Raw genomic sequence first — 22765 nt, 5'->3', positions numbered from 1 at the left:
CCTTCATCGCAACAAGGCGCTCACAACACTTGTTGCGATGACATTTTGCATGTCTCTATACCGCTTGCGCCGTAAGCTGTTTCAGTAAACGGTCCATCGCTCGATACCCAAGCGCCTCGGCCAAGTGCGTTCGTTCAATTTGCTCCGCCCCATCCAGATCGGCGATTGTTCGCGCCACTTTGATAATACGATGATATGCACGAATCGAGAGCCCTAAACGGTGCAAAGCGGTTTCAAGAAACTCAGCATCACTCTTGTGCAAGGGACAAAACGCCTCAATTTCTCGACTACCTAGCAGTGCATTGACCTTACCACTGCGGTTTAGCATATTGTTACGCGCATGGCTCACACGCGCTTTTACGATAGCAGTCGGCTCACCGCGATCACCACCTTCTGCTAATGTCCCTTTGGGCAAAGCTGGGATTTCTAAAGACATATCAAAGCGATCTAACAGTGGTCCAGATAATCGACCAAGGTAGCGCAAAATAGCTTGTGGATTGGTGCGCGCTTGATTGCCTTCGTAATATCCTGTCGGGCTTGGGTTCAAGGCTCCAACTAATTGGAAGCGAGCCGGAAAGCGTGTTTTACCTTGCGCTCGAGAGATAATGATCTCGCCAGATTCGAGCGGTTCGCGTAACGAGTCTAGAACTTTACGATCAAATTCGGGCATTTCATCGAGAAACAATAACCCGTTGTGGGCTAAAGAGATCTCCCCTGGTCTGGGTACCGAGCCACCGCCGACTAATGCCGCCATTGAACTTGAATGATGCGGAGAACGAAACGGACGCGACTTCCAGTTATGCTCATTAATTTCACTCTGAGTCAACGATGCCACCGAAGCGGTTTCCATTGCTTCTTCGTCACTCATTTCCGGTAATAAGTCACACAAACGCGAAGCCAACATCGTTTTTCCAGTACCTGGCGGGCCAAGGAAAAGTAAGTTGTGGTTTCCAGCGGCAGCAATCTCCAGTGCTCGCTTACCTTGTTGTTGGCCAATAATATCTTGTAAGTCTCGACCATGTTTTTCGATCGTTTTTCGCTTAGGCGTTTGAAAAAGATTCAGTCGATGTTGACCACAAAGCTCGGCACATACTTCCAGTAATGATTGGGCCGATTTATGTTGTTCCTTCCCCACCAGCGCCGCCTGATCGCCATTCACATGTGGGACGACCAAATGGCGTTGAATCTTACTAGCTTCCAGCGCAGCAGGCAGCACACCTTTTACAGGTCTCAGACCACCAGATAGTGCTAACTCACCAACAAATTCGTAGTTTTTGAGCTTATCTGTCGCGATTTGCTCCGAAGCGGCCAAAATTCCCAATGCAATAGGAAGATCAAAACGTCCTCCCTCCTTGGGTAGATCTGCCGGAGCCAAGTTCACGGTGATCCGCTTAGCAGGAAATTGAAAGTTAGAATTAATGATCGCACTGCGTACGCGATCTTTGGACTCTTTTACCGTTGTCTCTGGCAAGCCTACTAAGGTAAACCCTGGCATGCCGTTGCTGATATGAACTTCTACACTAACCGATGGCGCTTGCACCCCGACGCTTGCTCGACTATGAATGATTGCCAGCCCCATACGTTCCTCAATTTTTTTGAACACTCTGTAAACAAATGTTTTATCTAGTTGGTTATGTTATATACCGCGTCCCAATTGAGAGTTAATGTGAAAAAAGAATGACTTTTTGCTTGTCATGCAGCGGAATTGTGTGATACCACTAATGACGCAAACAATTTCGTAGAACATTACACAACATTTTTTAACGAAAAAAGAACGACAGACAGATGAACCTTTTCGCTCATATCAACGCACTGCTAGCCCTGATTATCGTGGTCATTATTGGCACCGCGCGGGGTATTGTGGGCGAAAGGTAACCACAAATTACAAAAAACCCCCGCACTGAAAAGTCCGGGGGTTTTTTTACAACTACAAGTTGTCATCTGTCTAACCCTCGGACAGTTTAACGGGAAGAATGGGAGTGCACATGAAGTGCAATAAATATGGCAATCGCTACGAGCCACAACGTAGCAAAGGAGGTTTACGATGACTGGTGCACAACTTGTCGTAGCCGCTTTAAGACAGCAAGGCATCGAAACCGTTTTTGGCTACCCCGGCGGGGCCATCATGCCAATCTATGATGCTTTGTATGACGGTGGGGTGGAACACATCCTATGCCGTCACGAGCAAGGGGCCGCTATGGCAGCTATCGGGATGGCTCGTTCCACTCAAGACGTTGCTGTGTGCATGGCAACTTCTGGCCCAGGAGCCACTAACCTTGTTACCGGCCTTGCCGACGCTTTCCTTGACTCCGTACCTCTAGTTGCCATCACAGGCCAGGTTGCTAGCTCTCATATCGGTACCGATGCATTCCAAGAAATGGATGTGATCGGAATGTCCCTAGCCTGTACTAAGCACAGCTATCTCGTGACCGAAATTGAAGATCTAGCTCCGACACTTGCCGAAGCCTTTGAGGTCGCAAAAACCGGTCGTCCGGGTCCTGTCATTGTCGATATCGCCAAAGACGTTCAACTCGCTCAAGCACCTACAGACCTTCTTCCTCCATACATAGCACCAGCAATCGAAGATGTCAGCGCTGAAGATATCAAACGTGCGCAAGATGTGCTGGCAGCATCTACTCGCCCAGTGTTGTATGTTGGTGGTGGCGTGCAACTTGCGAAAGCAACCGATGCAGTACGCGAATTTCTTCGCTTAAACCCAATGCCTGCAGTTAGCACATTAAAAGGCCTCGGTACCATTGAACGCCATGATCCTCACTATCTTGGTATGTTGGGTATGCATGGCACCAAAGCCGCCAACCTAGTGGTTCAAGAAGCCGATCTATTGATCGTGGTTGGCGCGCGTTTTGATGACCGTGTGACGGGTAAGCTCGATACGTTTGCACCAAATGCGAAAGTGATTCACATCGACATTGATGCTGCGGAGATTCATAAACTGCGCCACGCCAACGCACCATTACGTGGCGACATCAACACCATTCTTCCTCAGCTAGAGCTGACTCAAGATATCTCACCGTGGGTTCATCACAGTGAAAGTCTGCGCAGCGGCTTTAAGTGGCGTTACGACCACCCAGGCGAGTTAATCTACGCACCGCTATTGCTTAAACAACTGTCTGACATGATGCCAGATAGCTCAATTGTCTCGACCGACGTCGGTCAGCATCAGATGTGGGCAGCGCAACATATCCAGCCACGCGAACCACAAAATTTTATCACTTCTGCTGGCCTTGGCACCATGGGCTTTGGCTTGCCAGCAGCGATGGGCGCTGCAGTCGCACGTCCTGATGATCAGTCTATCCTTATTACAGGTGACGGTTCATTTATGATGAACGTTCAGGAATTGGGCACGCTGAAGCGTCGGCAGATTCCAGTGAAGATTGTCCTTCTTAATAACCAACGTCTTGGCATGGTTCGCCAATGGCAGTCATTGTTCTTTGACGGTCGCCATAGTGAAACCATTCTTGATGACAACCCAGATTTCGTGATGTTAGCAAAAGCGTTCGATATCCCGGGCAAAACCATCACCAAGAAAGAAGAAGTCGAACCTGCTCTCAAAGAGATGCTAGCGAGTGAAACTTCTTACATGCTTCACGTTTTGATTGATGAAGAAGAAAACGTGTGGCCATTGGTGCCACCTGGCGCATCAAACAGTGATATGTTGGAAAATACATAGGAGACAATCGCATGGACAGATATTTACTCGACATCAAAGCCGATGACAAACCGGTACTGTTGGAGCGCGTTCTACGTGTGATTCGTCACCGAGGCTTCGTGATCAAACAAGTCGCTGCTACGCAAAACCACGAAAGCAAAGTAGCTAGCGTCGAGATCATCGTCGACAGCGATCGACCAATCTCGTTTTTGATCAATCAAATAGAGAAGTTGTGGGACGTTCGTAAGGTTGAGGTGCTAAAAATCCGCAACGATGAACTGCCAAATCACAACTTACAACAACACGTAAGTGCATAAGGAAGGCAACAAATGGCAACGAAAACTGCAGATTTCATTTGGTTTAATGGTGAGATGGTTCCATGGGCAGAGGCGAACGTTCACGTTCTGACTCACGCAATGCACTATGGTACATCCGTGTTTGAAGGCGTGCGCTGTTACAACACACCAAAAGGCCCAATTGTCTTCCGTCACCGTGAGCATGCACAACGTCTAAAAGATTCTGCCAAGATTTACCGCTTTCCGATCCCTTTCTCTGTAGAAGAAATCATGGAAGCGACCCGCGAAACGCTGCGCCAAAACAAACTCGACAGCGCTTACATTCGTCCATTGGGTTTTGTCGGTAATGTTGGCTTAGGCGTATGTCCACCAGTTGGCACTGAGATGGATCTAATCATTGCAGCATTTCCTTGGGGCTCTTACTTAGGCGAAGAAGCGCTAGAAAAAGGTGTCGATGCGATGATTTCAAGCTGGAATCGCGCTGCGCCAAACACCATCCCAACAGCGGCTAAAGCAGGCGGTAACTACCTATCTTCACTACTGGTTGGGGGTGAAGCGCGTCGTCACGGTTACGACGAAGGTATTGCGCTAAGCGTAGATGGTTACCTATCGGAAGGGGCTGGTGAAAACATCTTCGTTATCAAAGATGGCGTGCTCACCACACCACCAGCAACTAGCGCGATTCTACCGGGCATCACTCGTGACTCGATCATGACAATTGCACGCGATAAAGGCTACGAAGTACGTGAAGCGAACATTGCACGTGAAGCCCTTTACCTTGCCGATGAAGTCTTCATGACAGGTACTGCGGCTGAGATTGTACCAGTGGCAACCATCGACAAGATTGAAGTGGGCACTGGTAAGCGCGGCCCTATCACTAAAGAACTACAAGCAGCCTACTTTGGCCTATTTGACGGCACCACGGAAGATAAGTGGGGCTGGTTAGACTATGTGTACCCAGAAAAGAAGTAAGAAGGATTAGGAAATGCCAAAATATAGATCAGCTACCACCACACATGGTCGTAACATGGCGGGTGCACGAGCACTGTGGCGTGCAACGGGTGTGAAAGAAGAAGACTTCGGTAAACCAATCATCGCCGTTGTAAACTCGTTTACTCAATTTGTTCCGGGCCACGTACACCTGAAAGACATGGGTCAGCTTGTAGCACGCGAAATCGAAAAAGCTGGCGGTATTGCGAAAGAATTCAACACCATCGCGGTTGATGATGGTATCGCAATGGGTCACGGCGGCATGCTGTACTCACTGCCTTCACGCGAACTTATCGCAGACTCTGTGGAGTACATGGTCAACGCGCACTGTGCCGATGCCATGGTATGTATCTCTAACTGTGACAAAATCACTCCGGGAATGTTGATGGCATCTATGCGTCTCAACATCCCGGTTATCTTTGTTTCTGGTGGTCCAATGGAAGCGGGTAAAACCAAGCTTTCTGATCAGATCATCAAACTAGACCTTGTAGATGCGATGATCCAAGGCGCGGATCCAAAAGTGTCTGATGAGCAAAGCGAGCAGATCGAACGCAGCGCATGTCCAACGTGTGGATCGTGTTCAGGCATGTTCACTGCAAACTCAATGAACTGTCTAACGGAAGCACTGGGTCTTTCTCAACCAGGTAACGGTTCTATGCTGGCAACGCACGCTGACCGTGAACAACTGTTCCTTAATGCAGGTCGTCGTATCGTAGAACTGACTCGTCGTTACTACGAGCAAGATGACGAATCAGCACTGCCGCGCAACATCGCTACGTTTGATGCGTTCGAAAACGCAATGGCACTGGACATCGCAATGGGCGGTTCAACCAACACCATTCTGCACCTACTTGCCGCGGCGCAAGAAGGTGAAGTGGATTTCGATATGGAAGATATCGATCGCCTATCACGTCAAGTACCACACCTATGTAAAGTGGCACCATCTACCCAGAAATATCACATGGAAGACGTACACCGCGCAGGTGGCGTCATGGCGATTCTTGGTGAGTTAGATCGTGCAGGTCTTCTACACAATGATGCGCGCACCGTGCTTGGCCTTTCGATGAAAGAGCAGCTGGCGAAATACGACATCATCCAAACTGAAGACGAAGAAGTACTTAAGTTCTACCGCGCAGGTCCCGCGGGTATTCGTACTACTCAAGCGTTCTCACAAGATTGCCGCTGGGATCGCCTTGATGACGACCGAGCAGAAGGTTGTATTCGCACCAAAGAAAATGCCTTTAGCCAAGAAGGTGGCCTAGCCGTTCTATCAGGCAACATCGCACTGGATGGTTGTATCGTTAAGACTGCTGGTGTGGATGAGAGCATCCATAAGTTCACTGGCCCAGCCGTAGTCTTTGAAAGCCAAGAAGACGCCGTAGAAGGCATCTTGGGTGGCAAAGTAAAAGCAGGCGACGTAGTAATTATCCGCTACGAAGGCCCTAAAGGTGGTCCGGGCATGCAAGAAATGCTTTACCCAACCACTTATCTAAAATCGATGGGCCTTGGCAAAGAGTGTGCACTTCTGACTGACGGCCGTTTCTCTGGCGGCACATCAGGTCTTTCTATCGGCCACGCCTCTCCTGAAGCAGCAAACGGCGGTGCAATTGGTCTGGTAAAACAAGGCGATATGATCGCAATTGATATTCCAAACCGTTCAATTTCACTCCAAGTGTCTGAACAAGAACTTGCTGAGCGCCGTGCAAAACAAGACGAACTAGGCTGGAAACCAGTTGACCGCCAACGTGAAGTTTCATTTGCACTCAAAGCGTACGCGAGTATGGCAACCAGTGCTGACAAGGGTGCAGTACGAGACAAGTCGAAGCTAGAGGGCTAGCAATGATGGAAGCTCAACCCGAAAAACAAGTGAACCAAACTGGCGCAGATTATCTGCGCCAAATCCTTCGCGCACCTGTTTATGAAGTAGCAACAGTGACGCCACTACAAGAAATGCCTCGTTTATCTGCACGTATCGGGAATAACGTGCAGATCAAGCGTGAAGATCGCCAACCCGTACACTCGTTCAAATTGCGCGGTGCATACAACATGGTGGCGAGTTTATCTGAAGCACAAAAAGCCGCTGGTGTCATTGCAGCATCGGCAGGTAACCACGCACAAGGCATGGCGCTTTCTGGTACTAAGCTTGGCATTAAGACCACTATCGTGATGCCAAAAACCACACCAGACATCAAAGTCGATGCGGTACGCAGCTTTGGTGGCAATGTGGTGCTGCACGGCAGTAACTTTGATGAGGCCAAAGCCGAGGCAGAGCGTCTATCCGAGTTAAACAGGTACACCTTTGTCCCACCGTTCGATCATCCACTGGTGATTGCTGGTCAAGGCACCATCGGCATGGAAATGCTGCAACAAAATGGTCACCTTGACTACATCTTCGTTCCTGTCGGTGGTGGCGGTTTGGCTGCGGGTGTTGCAGTACTTGTGAAGCAGCTCATGCCAGAAATCAAAGTGATTGCGGTCGAGCCAGAAGATTCTTCATGCCTCAAAGCGGCATTGGATGCAGGTGAACCAGTAGTATTAGACCAGGTCAGCATGTTTGCCGATGGCGTTGCAGTAAAACGCATTGGTGAAGAGACGTTTCGTCTATGCCAAAAGTACATTGATGGCCATATTGCAGTCTCTAGCGATGAAATCTGCGCAGCAGTAAAAGACATCTTTGAAGACACCCGTGCGATTGCAGAGCCTTCTGGCGCGCTTGCTCTGGCGGGCTTGAAGAAGTTTGCTGAACAGAACAAGCTGAAAGACAAAAACCTAGGTACGGTATTGTCTGGCGCAAACACCAACTTCCACGGTCTGCGTTATGTTTCTGAACGCTGCGAGCTTGGTGAAAAACGTGAAGGTCTGCTTGCCGTCACCATCCCTGAGCGTCAAGGTGCTTTCTTTGAGTTCTGTAATCTCATTGGCGGCCGTGCCGTGACAGAGTTTAACTACCGCTACAACGATGACGCATTGGCAAATATCTTTGTCGGTGTGCGTTTGCAAGGCGGTCAGGAAGAGCTAGAACATATCATTCGCGACTTACGTGATGGTGGCTACCCAGTGGTTGATTTGTCTGATGATGAAATGGCGAAGCTGCACGTGCGCTACATGATTGGTGGTAAGCCGTCTAAGCCGCTTAAAGAGCGCCTCTACAGCTTTGAATTCCCAGAGTATCCTGGTGCCTTGCTGAAATTCTTAAGCACTCTTGGTACCCATTGGAATATTAGCTTGTTCAACTACCGTAACCACGGCGCAGACTACGGACGCGTTTTATGTGGTTTCGAGTTAGATGAAGGAGATTTAGCTCAGTTTTCTGCGCATTTACGCGAACTTGGCTATCAATGCAAAGACGAAACAGACAACCCGTCTTACAAGTTCTTCCTGTCATAAAACGCCACATTTTAAACATATCAATGAAAACACCTCGCTAATGCGAGGTGTTTTTTATGACTGTAACCAATCTTTATGTAGCTGATTAGGCGATCCAAGATAGTCCACCATCCACTGGATCAATTTATGATTATCATCTTTGCGCCATACTAAGCAGCAGTGACTGAGCGGTTTATCATCCGGCATGACCTTCTCCACCAGCACACCATCATTGATTAAGGGTGTTGCAATATGACGTGGCATGTAACCCACGCCCACCCCATTTTTTAAACATTCAATCGCACTATACCAATTGGGCAATAATAATCGGCGCTGTTGCGGATAATGGCCAGTATGGCGTTTTGGCAGCACGTTCGAAGTATCATCAAGACAGATCGCCGGAAATTGACTCACAAACTCTTCAGTAAGCACTTGTTGTCTAACGCAAGGATGAGCGGGTGACATTACAAATGCCCAATCTAATACGCCCATATCTTTGACTTCAAAATCTCCCCCAACGGGAACCGCAGATGTCGCGCCAACGACTATGTCGGCTCGACCTTGTGCTATGGCTTCCCAAGAACCATTGAAGACCTCCATATTGATCTGCAATTCAGCAAATTCAAACTCGCGATAAAAATCTTCCACCAAAGGTTTGAGTTTTTCTAACTTCACCACGTTATCTAAGGTCAGCTTTAACGTGCTTTTCCATCCTTGAGCCGCTCGCCGCGTTTGTGCTTTCACCTCTTCCATTTGACGCAGCAAAGAGCGCGCCTCGGCCATAAAAAGTTCACCCGCTGGAGTTAGCTCGACTTTCCTTGGTAAACGTCGAAACAGCACCACATCTAAATCTTGCTCGACCTGCCTTACTCCATAGCTGATGGCTGAGGGGACTTTATGCAATACCTCAGCCGCAGCGGTGAAACTGCCTAAACGGGCAACCGTATCCAGCATTTCCAAAGACGCTTTAGAGAACATGATTTAACCTTTCAAAAAATTTGATTGATAACCAACAATTTTAGCGTTTTATTTTCTCAAAATCGAAAAATAGAATAATAAGGTAAATAAATCAGGGTTGGCGCCAACTGATGTTGATTAAAAAATGATTAAATAATTTGACTGGTTGAATCATGAAAATCTCAAAACTACAGCTCATTTATCTGGCAACATTATCGATGCTTGGCTTCGTTGCTACCGATATGTATCTGCCAGCATTCAAAGCGATGGAAATCGACTTTGCAACAGGCCCTGAGCAAATTGCGCTCTCTTTAACGGTATTCCTCGTTGGTATGGCGATTGGCCAACTAATGTGGGGATTGGCATCCGATAAATTTGGCCATCGTAATACACTCGCAGCCGGGTTGGTGCTATTTACTATCGCGTCATTCGGTTTGGCTTTCTGTGATCAAGTATGGCAACTACTCACACTGCGCTTTATCCAAGCTATCGGTGTGTGTGCACCAGCCGTGATCTGGCAAGCTATGGTCATTAAGCGCTACTCAAGCAGTAGCCAACAAATTTTTGCGACAATCATGCCACTCGTCGCGCTATCACCAGCACTAGCACCTCAATTAGGGGTTGTGTTGGCAGATAACTTCGGCTGGCACAGTATCTTTATTACGCTAACACTAGTTGGCGTCTTTTTGGTCTTTGCGACCATGGCACAAAAAGACGAGAAAGCAGAAATCAAACAAACCAGTATGTCTGCCGACATCAAAGCGCTGCTGAGTTCTAAAAAATACCTTGGCAACGTGTTTATGTTTGCGACGGCTTCAGCTGCATTCTTTGCTTACCTAACAGGGATGCCAGAAATCATGGCGCAACTGGGCTACGAAGCAAAAGATATTGGTTTGAGCTTTATCCCACAAACTATCGCGTTTATGGCTGGTGGCTACTTAGGTAAAGTAGGCGTTCGAAAATTTGGTGATGAAAAGGTTCTGCGCCAACTGATTGGCCTATTTAGTGTCGCGGCATTAATGATTTTCATTGCTTCACAGTGGGAGCTGTCATCGATTTGGCCTATTCTTGCGCCATTCTGTTTGATTGCCGTTGCTAACGGCGCACTGTACCCAATCGTGGTAAACCGTGCACTGGCCAGCGCACAACAGAGCCCTGCAACAGCAGCAGGTTTGCAAAACAGCCTGCAAATCTGTGTAAGTAGCTTCTCAAGTGCATTGGTAGCCGCAATGGCAAGCCAAGCTCAGATGGTTACTGGCATCGCAATCATCATCTGTATGGGTGGGCTGTGGATGGGATACATTCTGTCGAATCGCGAATTATCCAAGCACTTTACGACTCCTGACAACGCCCGAGTCGTGAGTGAAGACGAACTTTAATCGTTCAGATAATAAAAAGAGCCGCGCAATGCGGCTCTTTCTGTTTATAAGCTTTTCAACCCCCATTTCTTGGCAGTCTGCTTAAAAAAGCCTTGAGTCTTTTTCAACTCTACCCAGTGATTGATGTAATTAATCCATACTTGATCGTCTTGCGGCAACAACATAGCAATTGGGGTTGGTTTACGCGGTGCGGTCACTGGCACTATCGCCAACTGTTTAAACTTATCCACCAACGTCGCTGCTTCCACATTGGACGTCACCGATACATCGGCCCTGCGAGCTAGTAGTTCTTGGAAGTCGCGCGCTGGCGCTTCAATAACAATATGCTGAGCAGACGGGAAGAACTCTTTCACCATTTTTTCTTGTACCGTACCTAACGTCGCCGCGACTTTTACTTCTGGTTTATTAAAATCCGCCCAATCAGAGAATTTGGCGAGATCTTTCTTTTGCACCACAGGTACAAAGGCAAGGTAGAAATATGGCTGGCTATATCCAGCGACTTTCGCGCGCGACATGTTCAGAGATGCGCTGCCAGTAATATCGTATTTGTTGGCGGTAATGCCATTAACTAGCGTCTTCCAATCCGTGGGAACATACTCCACTTTTACACCGAGATCTTTAGCAAGTTCTGTTGTTACATCGATATCGAAGCCACGATAACTGTTTGTCGCAGGGTCTTTCATCGTCATCGGATTCCAATCTCCCGTCGTTCCAACTCGGAGTACGCCATTGTCTAAAATGGATTGAAGACGGCTTTCAGCGTGAGCGACTTGAGTCGCAGCAAGCAAACACATTCCTAGCACTAGTAAAATCTTTCTCATTTTTATTCCCTTAAAAATAATGACCTTATACGGTTTAATAATTAACCTTTATTAGAGCTCTACTGATAACATAGCAGCAACAAAGGAAGTTTTTTAGTTAATTCAGGGAGTAAATGTGACGTTTCGAACTCTATGGCTGTTTTCACTGCTATTACTCACTGGTTGTTCAGATTATCAATGGGGCTGGTATGTACTTGACCCTTCGACGGATCAAGGGCTCACCAATCTAAAGTTTTTAATCGCTGGGTTTAATGACACCATTCAGGTATCACTCCTCAGTATGTTATTTGCGATGAGCTTGGGCCTGATCGTTGCGTTACCCGCTCTGTCGGACTCAGCCTCTCTGAAGTGGATAAACCGTATTTATGTCGAGGTGATCCGTTCAGTGCCAGTTTTAGTCTTACTACTTTGGGTGTATTACGGCATGCCTACGCTATTGGATGTCTCACTCAATCACTTTTGGGCGGGTGTTATTGCACTGACTATCGCTGAGAGCGCGTTTATGGCGGAAGTATTTCGCGGTGGAATACAAGCTATCAGCCGTGGCCAGCATGAAGCGGCTGAATCTTTGGGCTTAAGCTATTGGCAAAAGATGCGCTTGGTAATTCTTCCCCAAGCGTTTCGGCAAATTCTCCCACCACTGGGCAATCAATTCGTCTACATCCTCAAGATGAGTTCTTTAGTCAGTGTGATTGGTTTAAGCGATCTCACTCGCCGTGCTAATGAGCTGGTGGTGAATGAGTACTTACCCCTAGAAATTTATACCTTCCTCGTTTTGGAGTACTTGTTGCTCATCCTATTTGTATCTCAAGCCGTTCGTTGGCTCGAAAAACGTATTGCTATTCCTAGCTACTAACGATGAAGCCAGAGCTAGAAACAACAAAGCCGCTCTTGTTGAGCGGCTTTGACAGTATAGCGATAGAGTGAGTGCAGGTAATGTTTATTTCTGTTTTACAGGACGCTGCCAGCCAGTAATTTTGCGCTCTTTGACGCGAGTAATTACTAACTCACCTTCTTCAACATCTTTTGTTAGTGTCGTGCCTGCACCGATGGTTGCGCCATCAGCGATAGTGACAGGCGCCACCAGCTGGCTATCAGAACCAACAAAAACATCATTACCGATGATGGTTTTAAACTTGTTCGCACCATCGTAGTTACAAGTGATAGTACCTGCACCGATGTTAGTACGTTGGCCGATCTCTGCATCACCTAAGTAAGTTAGGTGGTTCGCTTTTGAACCTTCTCCGATGCGCGCATTTTTCACTTCAACGAAGTTACCCACATGGGAATCGTTACGCATTTCAGCACCAGGACGAAGGCGAGTAAATGGACCAACCGTACATTCTTCACCAACCGTTGCACCTTCAATCACACTGTAAGGGCGAACGATGGTGTTGTCGTCGATTTCACAATCTTTCAGTACACAACCCGCACCGATAACCACGTTATCACCCAGTGAAACTTTACCTTCGATGATAACATTCACGTCGATTTCACAGTCCATACCGCACTGTAACTCACCACGCAAATCAAAGCGTGCTGGATCGCGTAGCATGACACCTTGCTCTAGTAGTTTCTGAGCTTGCATTGACTGGAAAGCACGCTCTAGACGAGCAAGCTGTGCGCGGTCGTTGACCCCTTCCACCTCAATGGCATTGACTGGGTGTACTGCCTCAACGGCACGACCTTCATCGTGTGCAGCTGCAATAACGTCAGTTAGGTAGTATTCGCCTTGTGCGTTGTTGTTGTTTAAGCCAGACAACCAACGCTTAAGATCCCCACCAGTCGCAACCATCACGCCAGTGTTGATCTCTTTAATTTGTTTTTGTTCTTCTGTTGCATCTTTTTGCTCAACGATCGCCACAACAGGACCATTCTTACGGATAATACGACCGTAGCCTGTCGGGTTATCTAGAATCACTGTTAGTAGTGCAATACCGCCTGTTGGCTGTGCATCTAATAGGTTTTCAATCGTTTCAGCTGAAATCAGTGGAACATCACCGTAAAGCACCAGTACTTTTTCATCGTCTTCAAACTTCGGAGACGCTTGATCAACCGCATGACCTGTCCCTAACTGCTCCGCTTGAAGCACCCAATTTACAGGCTCTTCTGCAAGAGTGGTTTGCATTTGATCACCACCGTGGCCAAAGACCAAGTGGATATTTTGTGCACCTAGACCTGTACATGTATCAATCACATGTTTTGCCATTGGCTTACCTGCCAAAGTGTGTAGCACCTTAGGCATGTTCGAATGCATACGGGTACCTTTACCCGCTGCAAGAATCACAGCACTGAATTTCATTGATAACCTATTGACGTTTTATGTTAATTGGCCGTTATTTTAAACAGCTCTTTTAAAATAGTTAATGGAGTAAGGTAAATTTCCAACTAAAATTAATCAAAAAGGCGACCAATTGGCCGCCTTTTTTCATGCAACGTTGCTAATTGAGCTTAGCGACGCTTTTTTGTCAGCTCGATAACTCGTAGCTGAGCAATGGCTTTAGCCAGTTCACTGGCCGCTTGTGCGAAGTCCATGTCACCATGCTGATTCTGGATTTGCTCCTCAGCGCGGCGTTTGGCTTCTTCTGCCTTCGCTGCGTCTAGCTCTTCACCACGGATAGCTGTATCAGCTAGTACAGTCGCTGTACCAGGCTGAACCTCTACCATACCACCAGAAACATAAATAATTTCTTCGTGGCCGTGCTGTTTCACAATACGCACCATACCAGGCTTGATAGCGGTCAGCAGCGGTGTGTGACCATGGAAAATACCAAGTTCACCTTCGCTACCGGTCACCTGAAACGTTTCAACACGACCAGAGAAGATTTTCTTCTCAGCGCTTACTACGTCTAGGTGAAAGGTTATTGCTGCCATATCGCCTCCTAGTTAGCCTTATAGCTTCTTCGCATTCTCAATAGCATCGTCGATGCTACCGCAGTACATAAATGCCTGCTCAGGAATGTCGTCGTATTCACCAGCTAGTAGACCTTTAAAGCCACGTAGAGTCTCTTTTAGAGGTACGTAAATACCAGGGTCACCTGTAAATACTTCTGCTACGTGGTAAGGCTGAGTTAGGAAACGCTCAATCTTACGTGCACGAGATACAACTTGCTTATCTTCTTCAGATAGCTCGTCCATACCTAGGATAGCAATGATATCTTTCAGCTCTTTGTAGCGCTGAAGAGTCTGCTGAACACCACGAGCAACTTCGTAGTGATCTTGACCAACGACTAGTGGATCAAGCATACGAGATGTTGAATCTAGCGGGTCGATCGCAGGGTATAGACCCATTGCAGCGATGTTACGGTTAAGTACAACCGTTGCATCCAAGTGCGCGAACGTTGTTGCTGGAGACGGGTCAGTCAAGTCATCCGCTGGTACGTATACCGCCTGTACAGACGTGATAGAACCTGATTTCGTTGACGTGATACGCTCCTGAAGTACACCCATCTCTTCTGCAAGAGTTGGCTGGTAACCTACCGCAGAAGGCATACGACCTAGTAGTGCTGATACCTCTGTACCTGCAAGTGTGTAACGGTAGATGTTATCAATGAACAGTAGTACGTCACGACCTTCGTCACGGAAACGCTCTGCCATTGTTAGACCAGTCAGTGCAACACGTAGACGGTTACCTGGTGGCTCGTTCATCTGACCGTAAACCATCGCTACTTTTGATTCTTCAGGCTTCTCAACGTTTACAACGCCCGCTTCCTGCATCTCGTAGTAGAAATCGTTACCTTCACGAGTACGCTCACCAACACCAGCAAATACTGATAGACCTGAGTGCTGTAGTGCGATGTTGTTGATAAGTTCCATCATGTTAACGGTCTTACCTACACCAGCACCACCGAATAGACCGATTTTACCACCCTTAGCGAATGGACAAATTAGGTCGATTACTTTAACGCCCGTTTCTAGAAGTGCAATTTCGTTTGATTGCTCTTCGTAGCTTGGTGCACTACGGTGGATAGAGTAAACCTCTTCCGCACCCACTTCACCACGCTCGTCAATCGCGTCACCTAGGACGTTCATGATACGACCTAGAGTTTTAGTACCTACTGGTACTGAAATTGGAGCGCCAGTGTTAACCACTTCTACTCCACGACGTAAACCATCAGAGCTACCCATTACGATACAACGAACTACGCCACCGCCTAGCTGTTGTTGAACTTCAAGAACTAGACGCTCTTTTGAGTCCGTTACGTTTAGAGCGTCATATACACTAGGTACATTGCTCTGTGGGAACTCTACGTCGACTACCGCACCGATGATCTGTACGATCTTACCTGTAGCCATCGTTAATCCTCTAAACTATTTCGTTTTACCTAAGCTTAAACCGCAGCTGCACCACCAACGATTTCTGATAGTTCTTGTGTAATCGCAGCCTGACGGGCTTTGTTGTACACAAGTTCCAAATCGTCAATCAAACTGGTTGCGTTATCCGTTGCAGCCTTCATCGCAATCATTCGAGCCGCTTGCTCACAAGCAAGGTTCTCAACCACACCTTGGTATACCTGAGACTCTACGTAACGCACTAATAGCGTATCCAGTAGAGGTTTTGGTTCAGGCTCATAGATGTAGTCCCATGAATGCTCACGCTGCATCTCTTCGCTGTCCGATTTAGGCAAAGGTAGCAATTGATCGATCGTTGGTTGCTGAACCATAGTATTAACAAACTTGTTGAATACTACATATAGACGGTCCAGTTCACCTTCATCGTATTTCTTCAGCATTACGCCAACAGAGCCGATTAGGTCTTGTAGGCTTGGATTATCTCCAAGACCAGAAACCTGTGCCGCAACTTTTGCGCCACCATGTTTAAAGAAAGCTGTTGCTTTTGAGCCAACAACGGCTAGCTCAATCTCAGCACCTTTCTCTCTCCATGCTTGCATGTCTGTAACGGCTTTTTTGAACACGTTAATGTTCAAACCACCACACAGACCACGGTCTGTCGAAACGATGATGTAACCAACACGTTTAGCTTCACGCTCTTCTAGGTACGGATGACGGTACTCTAGGTTTGCGTTAGCCACATGACCGATCACTTTACGCATTGTTTCAGCGTATGGACGAGAAGCTTCCATTGCATCTTGAGAACGACGCATTTTTGAAGCTGCTACCATTTCCATCGCTTTCGTAATTTTCTGAGTGCTTTTAACACTACCGATTTTATTACGTATCTCTTTTGCGCCGGCCATCGTTACTCTCCGTTAGTTGGTGGCAGAAACTGCCACCGACCTAATTACCAAGTTTGGGTTGCTTTGAAGTCGTCAGTCAGTTTCTTCAACTGAGCTTCGATTTCATCGTTGTAAGCGCCAGACTTGTCGATCTCAGCTGCTAGTTCAGCGTATTGACCGCGAGCGTACGATAGTAGAGCCGCCTCGAAATCTAGAACTTTGTTAAGTTCTACATCATCAAGGTAACCGCGCTCTGCCGCGAAGATAGTTAGGGCTTGGTCAAATACAGACATTGGAGCGTACTGCTTCTGCTTCATTAGTTCTGTAACTTTTTGACCATGGTCTAGCTGTTTCTTCGTTGCGTCATCAAGGTCAGAAGAGAACTGAGCAAATGCCGCTAGTTCACGGTATGCAGCTAGTGCTGTACGGATACCACCTGATAGTTTCTTGATGATTTTCGTCTGAGCTGAACCACCTACACGAGATACTGAGATACCAGGGTCAACAGCAGGACGAACACCAGCGTTGAATAGCTCAGTTTGTAGGAAGATCTGACCATCGGTAATCGAGATTACGTTAGTCGGTACGAATGCTGAAACGTCACCTGCTTGAGTTTCGATGATAGGAAGAGCAGTCAAAGAACCAGTCTTACCTTTCACTTCACCGTTAGTGAAACGCTCTACGTACTCTTCGTTTACACGAGCTGCACGCTCTAGTAGACGCGAGTGTAAGTAGAATACGTCACCTGGGAATGCCTCACGGCCTGGTGGACGTTTAAGTAGTAGAGAGATCTGACGGTAAGCTACCGCTTGCTTAGATAGATCATCGTAAACAATCAGTGCGTCTTCACCGCGATCGCGGAAGTATTCACCCATCGCACAACCTGCGTAAGGCGCTAGGTATTGAAGCGCTGCAGATTCAGAAGCTGATGCAACTACAACGATAGTATTTTGTAGTGCGCCGTGCTCTTCTAGTTTGCGAACAACGTTAGCGATAGTCGATGCTTTCTGACCGATTGCTACGTAGATAGAGAAAATACCAGAGTCTTTCTGGTTGATGATCGCGTCGATCGCCAGTGCTGTTTTACCAATCTGACGGTCACCGATGATAAGCTCACGCTGACCACGACCGATTGGGATCATTGAGTCAACTGACTTATAACCAGTTTGCACAGGTTGGTCTACCGATTTACGGTCGATTACACCTGGTGCGATCACTTCTACAGGCGAAGTCATTTTCGCTTCGATTGGACCTTTACCATCGATAGGCTCACCCAGCGTATTTACTACGCGGCCTAGTAGTTCTGGACCAACTGGCACTTCAAGAATGCGGCCAGTACCTGTAACTTTCATGCCTTCCTTAAGGTCAGCATATGGGCCCATTACAACCGCACCAACCGAGTCACGCTCAAGGTTAAGTGCCAGTGCATAACGGCCACCCGGTAATTCAATCATTTCACCTTGCATCACGTCCGCTAGGCCGTGGATGCGGATGATACCATCGCTTACCGATACGATAGTACCCTCGTTGCGAGCTTCACTAACAACTTCGAAAGATTCGATACGTTGTTTGATCAGATCGCTAATTTCCGTGGAATTAAGTTGCATGCTCCAATCCCCATTAAGACTGCAATGCATCGCTCAGGCGGTTCAAACGACCACGCGCTGAGTCATCGATGACTAGGTCTCCGGCTCGAATAATAACCCCACCAAGTAGGGTCTCATCTACACTGCAATTCAGCTTCACTTTGCGTTCAAGACGCTTTTCAAGTTTGCTGCCAATGTTTGCAAGTTGTTCATCAGAAAGCTCTGTTGCTGAAATTACTTCAACATCAATTTCTTTCTCATGTTCTTTTTTCAGAGTAAAAAACTCCGTGCAAACATCAGGAAGGGCCGCTAAACGACCATTCTCAGCCATTACCTTCAAAAGGTTTTGACCGTGCGCATCAACTTGTTCGCCGCAAACTGCAACAAAAATTTCTGCCATTTTGTCAGCAGAAACCGAACCCGTTAGTAGTTCGTTCATTTGTTCGTTTTTGGCCACTTCAGCAGCAAAAGATAACATTTGGCCCCATTGGTCCAACTGGTCTTTCTCTAAAGCAAAGTCGAAGGCTGCTTTAGCATAGGGGCGTGCGATAGTAGTCAAATCAGACATATGCGCCCCCAGACTTAAAGTTTTGCAGTAATGTTGTCGAGAATATCTTTTTGCGCATCTTTATCGATAGAACGCTCAAGGATTTTCTCAGCACCAGCTACAGCCAGAGTAGCAACTTGTTTGCGCAGCTCATCGCGTGCACGATTGCGTTCAGCTTCAAGTTCTGCTTCTGCTTGCGCTAGGATTTTCTGGCGTTCTGCCTGAGCTTCCTCGCGAGCTTCATCAAGAATTTGAGACTTACGTTTGTTCGCTTGTTCGATGATCTCAGTTGCTGTGCGCTTCGCTTCTTTCAATTGATCAGAAGCGTTGGCTTGTGCTAGATCCAAGTCTTTCGCAGCACGTTCTGCTGCTTGAAGACCATCAGCAATTTTCTTCTGACGCTCTTCGATCGCTTGCATCAATGGTGGCCATACATACTTCATGCAGAACCACACAAATAGTGCGAACGAGATTGCTTGACCTAGCAGAGTTGCGTTTATGTTCACAACAGCTACCCCTCTATTTGGACTTAGTGTTAATCAGTGACAAGCGATAATCGCCCGTCCCGAGTTAAAGGTGATTAACCTAGTTGACCAACGAATGGGTTTGCGAAAGTGAATAGTAGCGCGATTACGATACCGATCATTGGAACCGCATCAAGTAGACCCGCGATGATGAACATCTTAACTTGTAGCATAGGAGCCATTTCTGGTTGACGTGCAGCACCTTCTAGGAATTTACCACCTAGCAGTGCGAAACCAATCGCTGTACCAAGAGAAGCAAGACCGACGATAATACCTACGGCGATTGCAGAAAAGCTCAGTAAAGTTTCCATTACTATCTCCAATTTATAGTTGTTGGCTTAGTGCCCAAATAAAAAGCTTTAAAAAAATTAATGATCAGGATCTTCGTGTGCCATTGACAGGTAAACAATTGTCAACATCATGAATACGAAGGCTTGAATCGTAATAACCAAGATATGGAAGATTGCCCACGGTAGTGAACCCATCCATTGTAAGTACCATGGTAGCATTGCCGCACAAAGAATGAATACAACCTCACCCGCGAACATGTTACCGAATAGACGCATACCAAGTGATAGAGGTTTCGCTAATAGCGATACCACTTCAATTAGTAGGTTAAACGGAATCATCAGTGGGTGATTGAATGGATGTAGTGCAAGTTCTTTTGCGAATCCACCTAGACCTTTTACTTTGATGCTGTAGTAAATCATCAATGCAAAAACGCCTAGAGCCATAGCCATGGTGATATTCACATCAGCAGACGGTACAACCTTAAGGTAAGGAATACCTAGCCAATGCTCTGCTGGGTATGGTAAGAAGTCGATAGGAACTAAGTCCATCACGTTCATCAAAAATACCCAACAAAAGATAGTCAGTGCTAAAGGCGCGATCAGTGGGTTGCGTCCATGGAACGTGTCTTTGACGTTATCGGCGACAAATTCAACGATCATTTCTACAGCACACTGAAGCTTACCCGGTACACCCGCTGTTGTTCTCTTTGCTACTTTGTAAAAAATTCCGAGGAAGATTAAACCAGTAAACCAAGAAAAAAACAGGCTATCGATATGTACGTTCCAGAAACTTGTCTCCGACCCTACTAAACCCAACTTGTATAGCGATAGGTTAGAAAGGTGGTGGGCAATGTAACCGGACGATGTTAGCGCTTCACCTGGCGCAGCCATAACTCATCCTATTTTTTGTTGTTAATGAATAGCACTGGTGCACAGATATTAATACCTAGTACCAGCAAATAGGTTAGTTTGAGGGGAACAAGTTCCACCTGCATATACATGTAGGCAACATAGAACAGTGCAACCGTGATGAGAATTTTCAGTACTTCACCCGTATAGAAGGAAGCAGCGATGCGCTTGGCAGCGCGAGCTCCACTAAACATGAAAGCACACAGCGCGAATACTGCATTGGCAACAACAAAAATGCCTCCGCCAATCAGCGCTGAAAATCCCCAGTCAGGATTTATGGCTACCGCCATTCCTGCTGCCACAAAAATAACCGCGCCAGACTGGATCATTAACAATTGCCTTGCGAGCTCTCGTCCTGGTCTAGCTAACGCAGCTACCATGTATTCGTACCTCTAGTAATATCCACTTCGCACTTAACTCTCTGTGCTGGGAAATTGGCGAAAATTATACGTTCAGTTCAACGTAAAGCAATTCGATTGCATCAAAAACTTACAGTTTTGTTTACAAAACGACAACTTTCGCACAAAATTCGATTAATTAGATTAATTGACCTAAATCAATTATCTCATCTAGGCCTCAAGCTTGGCAATTAGTTGGTCCAATTTGTGAGGCTCATCAAGACTTATCGTCAATTTCGCTTTTCCGTTTGCAGAACGGGTAAGAGAAACTTTTGCATCAAGCAGCTGACTCAATTTATGCGACATTTGCTCGGCTTCGGTATCCTCTTGTTGCCCTTTTTGCTCATTTTGTGGGGCTAAGCACTTTTTTACTAACTGTTCGGTTTGGCGAACAGTCATTTGCTTCTTAGCCACTTGTTGAGCTACTTCGACTTGCTGTTCGCCTTCTAACGCTAACAGAGCTCGAGCATGACCCATTTCCAATTTTTTATCTGCAACCAGACCTTTTACATCAACTTCCAACTGATTCAGACGTAATAGGTTACTCACCGTCGTTCTTGATTTACCAATCACATCGGCCACTTGCTGATGTGTCAGCGTGAATTCATCTTGTAGACGCTCAAGCGCTTGGGCTTCCTCAATCACATTCAAGTCTTCACGTTGAATGTTTTCAATCAACGCCATGGCGATGGCGGCACGATCTTCAACTTTTTTCACCAAACACGGCACGCGTTTTAAACCCGCCTGCCTTGCAGCACGCCAGCGGCGCTCACCTGCGATGATCTCAAACTGACCATTTTCGACCTGGCGAACCACGATTGGTTGAATAATGCCTTGTGATTGAATCGAAGCCGCTAGTTCTTCTAGCGCTTCAGGCGCCATATCTTTACGCGGTTGGTATACGCCCGGCTGCAATTGACCAATCGCTAAATCGGTTAACTCACCGTCTGCCGATAATTCTTGGCTATGCGATGCAATATGCTGTTTTTCACGAGCAAACGAACTGGTCGACAATAACGCATCCAGTCCTTTTCCGAGACCACGCTTAGACATGGGATTGAATTCCTTAGGTTAGAGTTAAACTGGGATTTCTTCGCGGCGGAGCATTTCGCCCGCTAGAGCAAGATACGCTTTGGCACCTGCGGAGTACTTATCGTAGTACATTGCAGGCTTACCGTGACTTGGCGCTTCAGCCAAACGAACATTACGTGGAATGACAGTACGGTAAACTTTATTCCCAAAGTGTTTTTTAAGTTGATCGGATACTTCATTCGATAAGCGGTTGCGTGGGTCGTACATGGTACGTAGTAAGCCCTCAATTTTGAGGTTCTCATTGACCACGGCCGCTAACTTGCTGATTGTATCCATAAGAGCAGTTAAACCTTCTAACGCAAAGTATTCACATTGCATCGGCACCAGCACAGAGTCAGCTGCCGCCATCGCATTGATTGTAAGAAGGTTTAGAGAAGGAGGACAATCAATAAAGATGAAATCATAGTTATCGCGAACTGACGACAATGCATTTTTTAGACGCACTTCACGAGCGAAAACTTCCATCAATTTGATTTCTGCCGCGGTCACGTCTCCGTTCGCCGCGATCAAATCATACTTCCCTGTTGTTTGGGTACAAACGACTTGATCGAACGGTGTATCTTCAACCAAAAGATCGTATGCGGTGGCGTCGACCATATACTTATCCACGCCACTGGCCATCGTAGCATTGCCTTGCGGGTCGAGATCGATCACCAAAACCTTGCGCTTTGTTGCCGCCATCGAAGCCGCTAAGTTAATGCACGTTGTTGTTTTGCCGACCCCACCTTTCTGGTTGGCGATTGCTACAATTTTACCCACGATT

Annotated in this window: 22 protein-coding genes; 7 read left to right on the top strand and 15 right to left on the bottom strand. The window is 46.9% G+C overall.

All coding sequences use genetic code 11. The annotated features are described in order from the left end of the window. Positions 1-55 precede the first annotated feature (55 nt). Positions 56-1579 carry a YifB family Mg chelatase-like AAA ATPase gene (locus R7H07_RS18705; protein WP_005383862.1) on the bottom strand — a complete coding sequence of 508 codons (1524 nt, stop codon included), beginning with the start codon at positions 1577-1579 and terminating at the stop codon, positions 56-58. Positions 1580-2044: 465 nt separating this feature from the next. Here R7H07_RS18705 and ilvG point away from each other — a divergent pair, with 465 nt between their 5' ends. Genes ilvG through ilvA form a run of 5 tightly spaced genes read left to right on the top strand, consistent with a single transcriptional unit; the run spans position 2045 to position 8343 of the window. Then, complete coding sequence (ilvG, locus tag R7H07_RS18700) at positions 2045-3691, top strand: acetolactate synthase 2 catalytic subunit (protein ID WP_005378960.1); 1647 nt, start codon at positions 2045-2047, stop codon at positions 3689-3691. An 11-nt stretch (positions 3692-3702) separates the two neighbouring features. Beyond that, positions 3703-3987 (top strand): acetolactate synthase 2 small subunit, encoded by a 285-nt coding sequence (ilvM, locus tag R7H07_RS18695; RefSeq protein WP_005378958.1) that lies wholly within the window; start codon positions 3703-3705, stop codon positions 3985-3987. 12 nt (positions 3988-3999) lie between these two features. After that, positions 4000-4938 (top strand): branched-chain-amino-acid transaminase, encoded by a 939-nt coding sequence (gene ilvE / locus R7H07_RS18690; protein WP_206959994.1) that lies wholly within the window; start codon positions 4000-4002, stop codon positions 4936-4938. A 13-nt stretch (positions 4939-4951) separates the two neighbouring features. Continuing rightward, positions 4952-6793, top strand: coding sequence for a dihydroxy-acid dehydratase (ilvD, locus tag R7H07_RS18685; RefSeq protein WP_206959996.1), 1842 nt, complete (start codon positions 4952-4954; stop codon positions 6791-6793). Positions 6794-6795: 2 nt separating this feature from the next. Further along, positions 6796-8343 (top strand): threonine ammonia-lyase, biosynthetic, encoded by a 1548-nt coding sequence (gene ilvA / locus R7H07_RS18680; RefSeq protein WP_206959998.1) that lies wholly within the window; start codon positions 6796-6798, stop codon positions 8341-8343. Positions 8344-8397: 54 nt separating this feature from the next. Here ilvA and punR read toward each other — a convergent pair whose 3' ends face one another. After that, positions 8398-9300, bottom strand: coding sequence for a DNA-binding transcriptional activator PunR (gene punR / locus R7H07_RS18675; RefSeq protein ID WP_017821565.1), 903 nt, complete (start codon positions 9298-9300; stop codon positions 8398-8400). A 152-nt stretch (positions 9301-9452) separates the two neighbouring features. Here punR and punC point away from each other — a divergent pair, with 152 nt between their 5' ends. Further along, positions 9453-10658 (top strand): purine nucleoside transporter PunC, encoded by a 1206-nt coding sequence (punC, locus tag R7H07_RS18670; protein ID WP_206959999.1) that lies wholly within the window; start codon positions 9453-9455, stop codon positions 10656-10658. 44 nt (positions 10659-10702) lie between these two features. On the opposite strand, the gene R7H07_RS18665 is transcribed toward punC, so the two are convergent. Next, positions 10703-11479, bottom strand: a complete 777-nt coding sequence (locus R7H07_RS18665; RefSeq protein WP_005378944.1) for a transporter substrate-binding domain-containing protein — start codon at positions 11477-11479, stop codon at positions 10703-10705. 115 nt (positions 11480-11594) lie between these two features. On the opposite strand from R7H07_RS18665, the gene R7H07_RS18660 reads away from it, so the two are divergent. Beyond that, positions 11595-12335: an amino acid ABC transporter permease gene (locus tag R7H07_RS18660; RefSeq protein ID WP_005383852.1), complete on the top strand. Its 741-nt coding sequence runs from the start codon at positions 11595-11597 to the stop codon at positions 12333-12335. A gap of 84 nt (positions 12336-12419) precedes the next feature. On the opposite strand, the gene glmU is transcribed toward R7H07_RS18660, so the two are convergent. From glmU to R7H07_RS18600, 12 genes are all read right to left on the bottom strand, one after another. Beyond that, a complete protein-coding gene (glmU, locus tag R7H07_RS18655; protein WP_053304044.1) occupies positions 12420-13781 on the bottom strand; it encodes a bifunctional UDP-N-acetylglucosamine diphosphorylase/glucosamine-1-phosphate N-acetyltransferase GlmU in 1362 nt (453 codons plus the stop codon). Between the two features lie 149 nt (positions 13782-13930). Further along, positions 13931-14353 (bottom strand): F0F1 ATP synthase subunit epsilon, encoded by a 423-nt coding sequence (locus tag R7H07_RS18650; protein ID WP_176319949.1) that lies wholly within the window; start codon positions 14351-14353, stop codon positions 13931-13933. 18 nt (positions 14354-14371) lie between these two features. After that, positions 14372-15775, bottom strand: a complete 1404-nt coding sequence (atpD, locus tag R7H07_RS18645; protein WP_005383849.1) for a F0F1 ATP synthase subunit beta — start codon at positions 15773-15775, stop codon at positions 14372-14374. Between the two features lie 35 nt (positions 15776-15810). After that, entirely contained in the window at positions 15811-16677 is an 867-nt protein-coding gene (gene atpG, locus R7H07_RS18640) for a F0F1 ATP synthase subunit gamma (RefSeq protein ID WP_005378932.1), read from the bottom strand. Between the two features lie 44 nt (positions 16678-16721). Continuing rightward, positions 16722-18263 (bottom strand): F0F1 ATP synthase subunit alpha, encoded by a 1542-nt coding sequence (gene atpA / locus R7H07_RS18635; RefSeq protein WP_005378931.1) that lies wholly within the window; start codon positions 18261-18263, stop codon positions 16722-16724. Between the two features lie 13 nt (positions 18264-18276). After that, positions 18277-18810, bottom strand: a complete 534-nt coding sequence (gene atpH, locus R7H07_RS18630; protein WP_017635596.1) for a F0F1 ATP synthase subunit delta — start codon at positions 18808-18810, stop codon at positions 18277-18279. Positions 18811-18824: 14 nt separating this feature from the next. Beyond that, complete coding sequence (gene atpF, locus R7H07_RS18625) at positions 18825-19295, bottom strand: F0F1 ATP synthase subunit B (RefSeq protein WP_005378929.1); 471 nt, start codon at positions 19293-19295, stop codon at positions 18825-18827. A gap of 74 nt (positions 19296-19369) precedes the next feature. Further along, positions 19370-19624: a F0F1 ATP synthase subunit C gene (gene atpE, locus R7H07_RS18620; protein ID WP_002540812.1), complete on the bottom strand. Its 255-nt coding sequence runs from the start codon at positions 19622-19624 to the stop codon at positions 19370-19372. A gap of 57 nt (positions 19625-19681) precedes the next feature. After that, the gene (gene atpB, locus R7H07_RS18615) at positions 19682-20494 is read right to left on the bottom strand and encodes a F0F1 ATP synthase subunit A (protein ID WP_005378922.1); all 813 of its coding nucleotides are present in this window, start codon (positions 20492-20494) and stop codon (positions 19682-19684) included. A gap of 8 nt (positions 20495-20502) precedes the next feature. Further along, positions 20503-20892, bottom strand: coding sequence for a F0F1 ATP synthase subunit I (locus tag R7H07_RS18610; protein WP_005378921.1), 390 nt, complete (start codon positions 20890-20892; stop codon positions 20503-20505). A 189-nt stretch (positions 20893-21081) separates the two neighbouring features. Beyond that, complete coding sequence (locus tag R7H07_RS18605; protein WP_005383840.1) at positions 21082-21963, bottom strand: ParB/RepB/Spo0J family partition protein; 882 nt, start codon at positions 21961-21963, stop codon at positions 21082-21084. A 24-nt stretch (positions 21964-21987) separates the two neighbouring features. Further along, positions 21988-22761: a ParA family protein gene (locus R7H07_RS18600; RefSeq protein ID WP_005383838.1), complete on the bottom strand. Its 774-nt coding sequence runs from the start codon at positions 22759-22761 to the stop codon at positions 21988-21990. Between the last annotated feature and the right edge of the window lie 4 nt (positions 22762-22765).

The organism is Vibrio sp. Vb1127, assembly GCF_033338735.1.
Classification (GTDB): Bacteria; Pseudomonadota; Gammaproteobacteria; order Enterobacterales; family Vibrionaceae; genus Vibrio; species Vibrio alginolyticus.
Note: the sequence above shows the minus strand (reverse complement) of the source record. Positions and strands in the feature narration are given on the sequence as shown.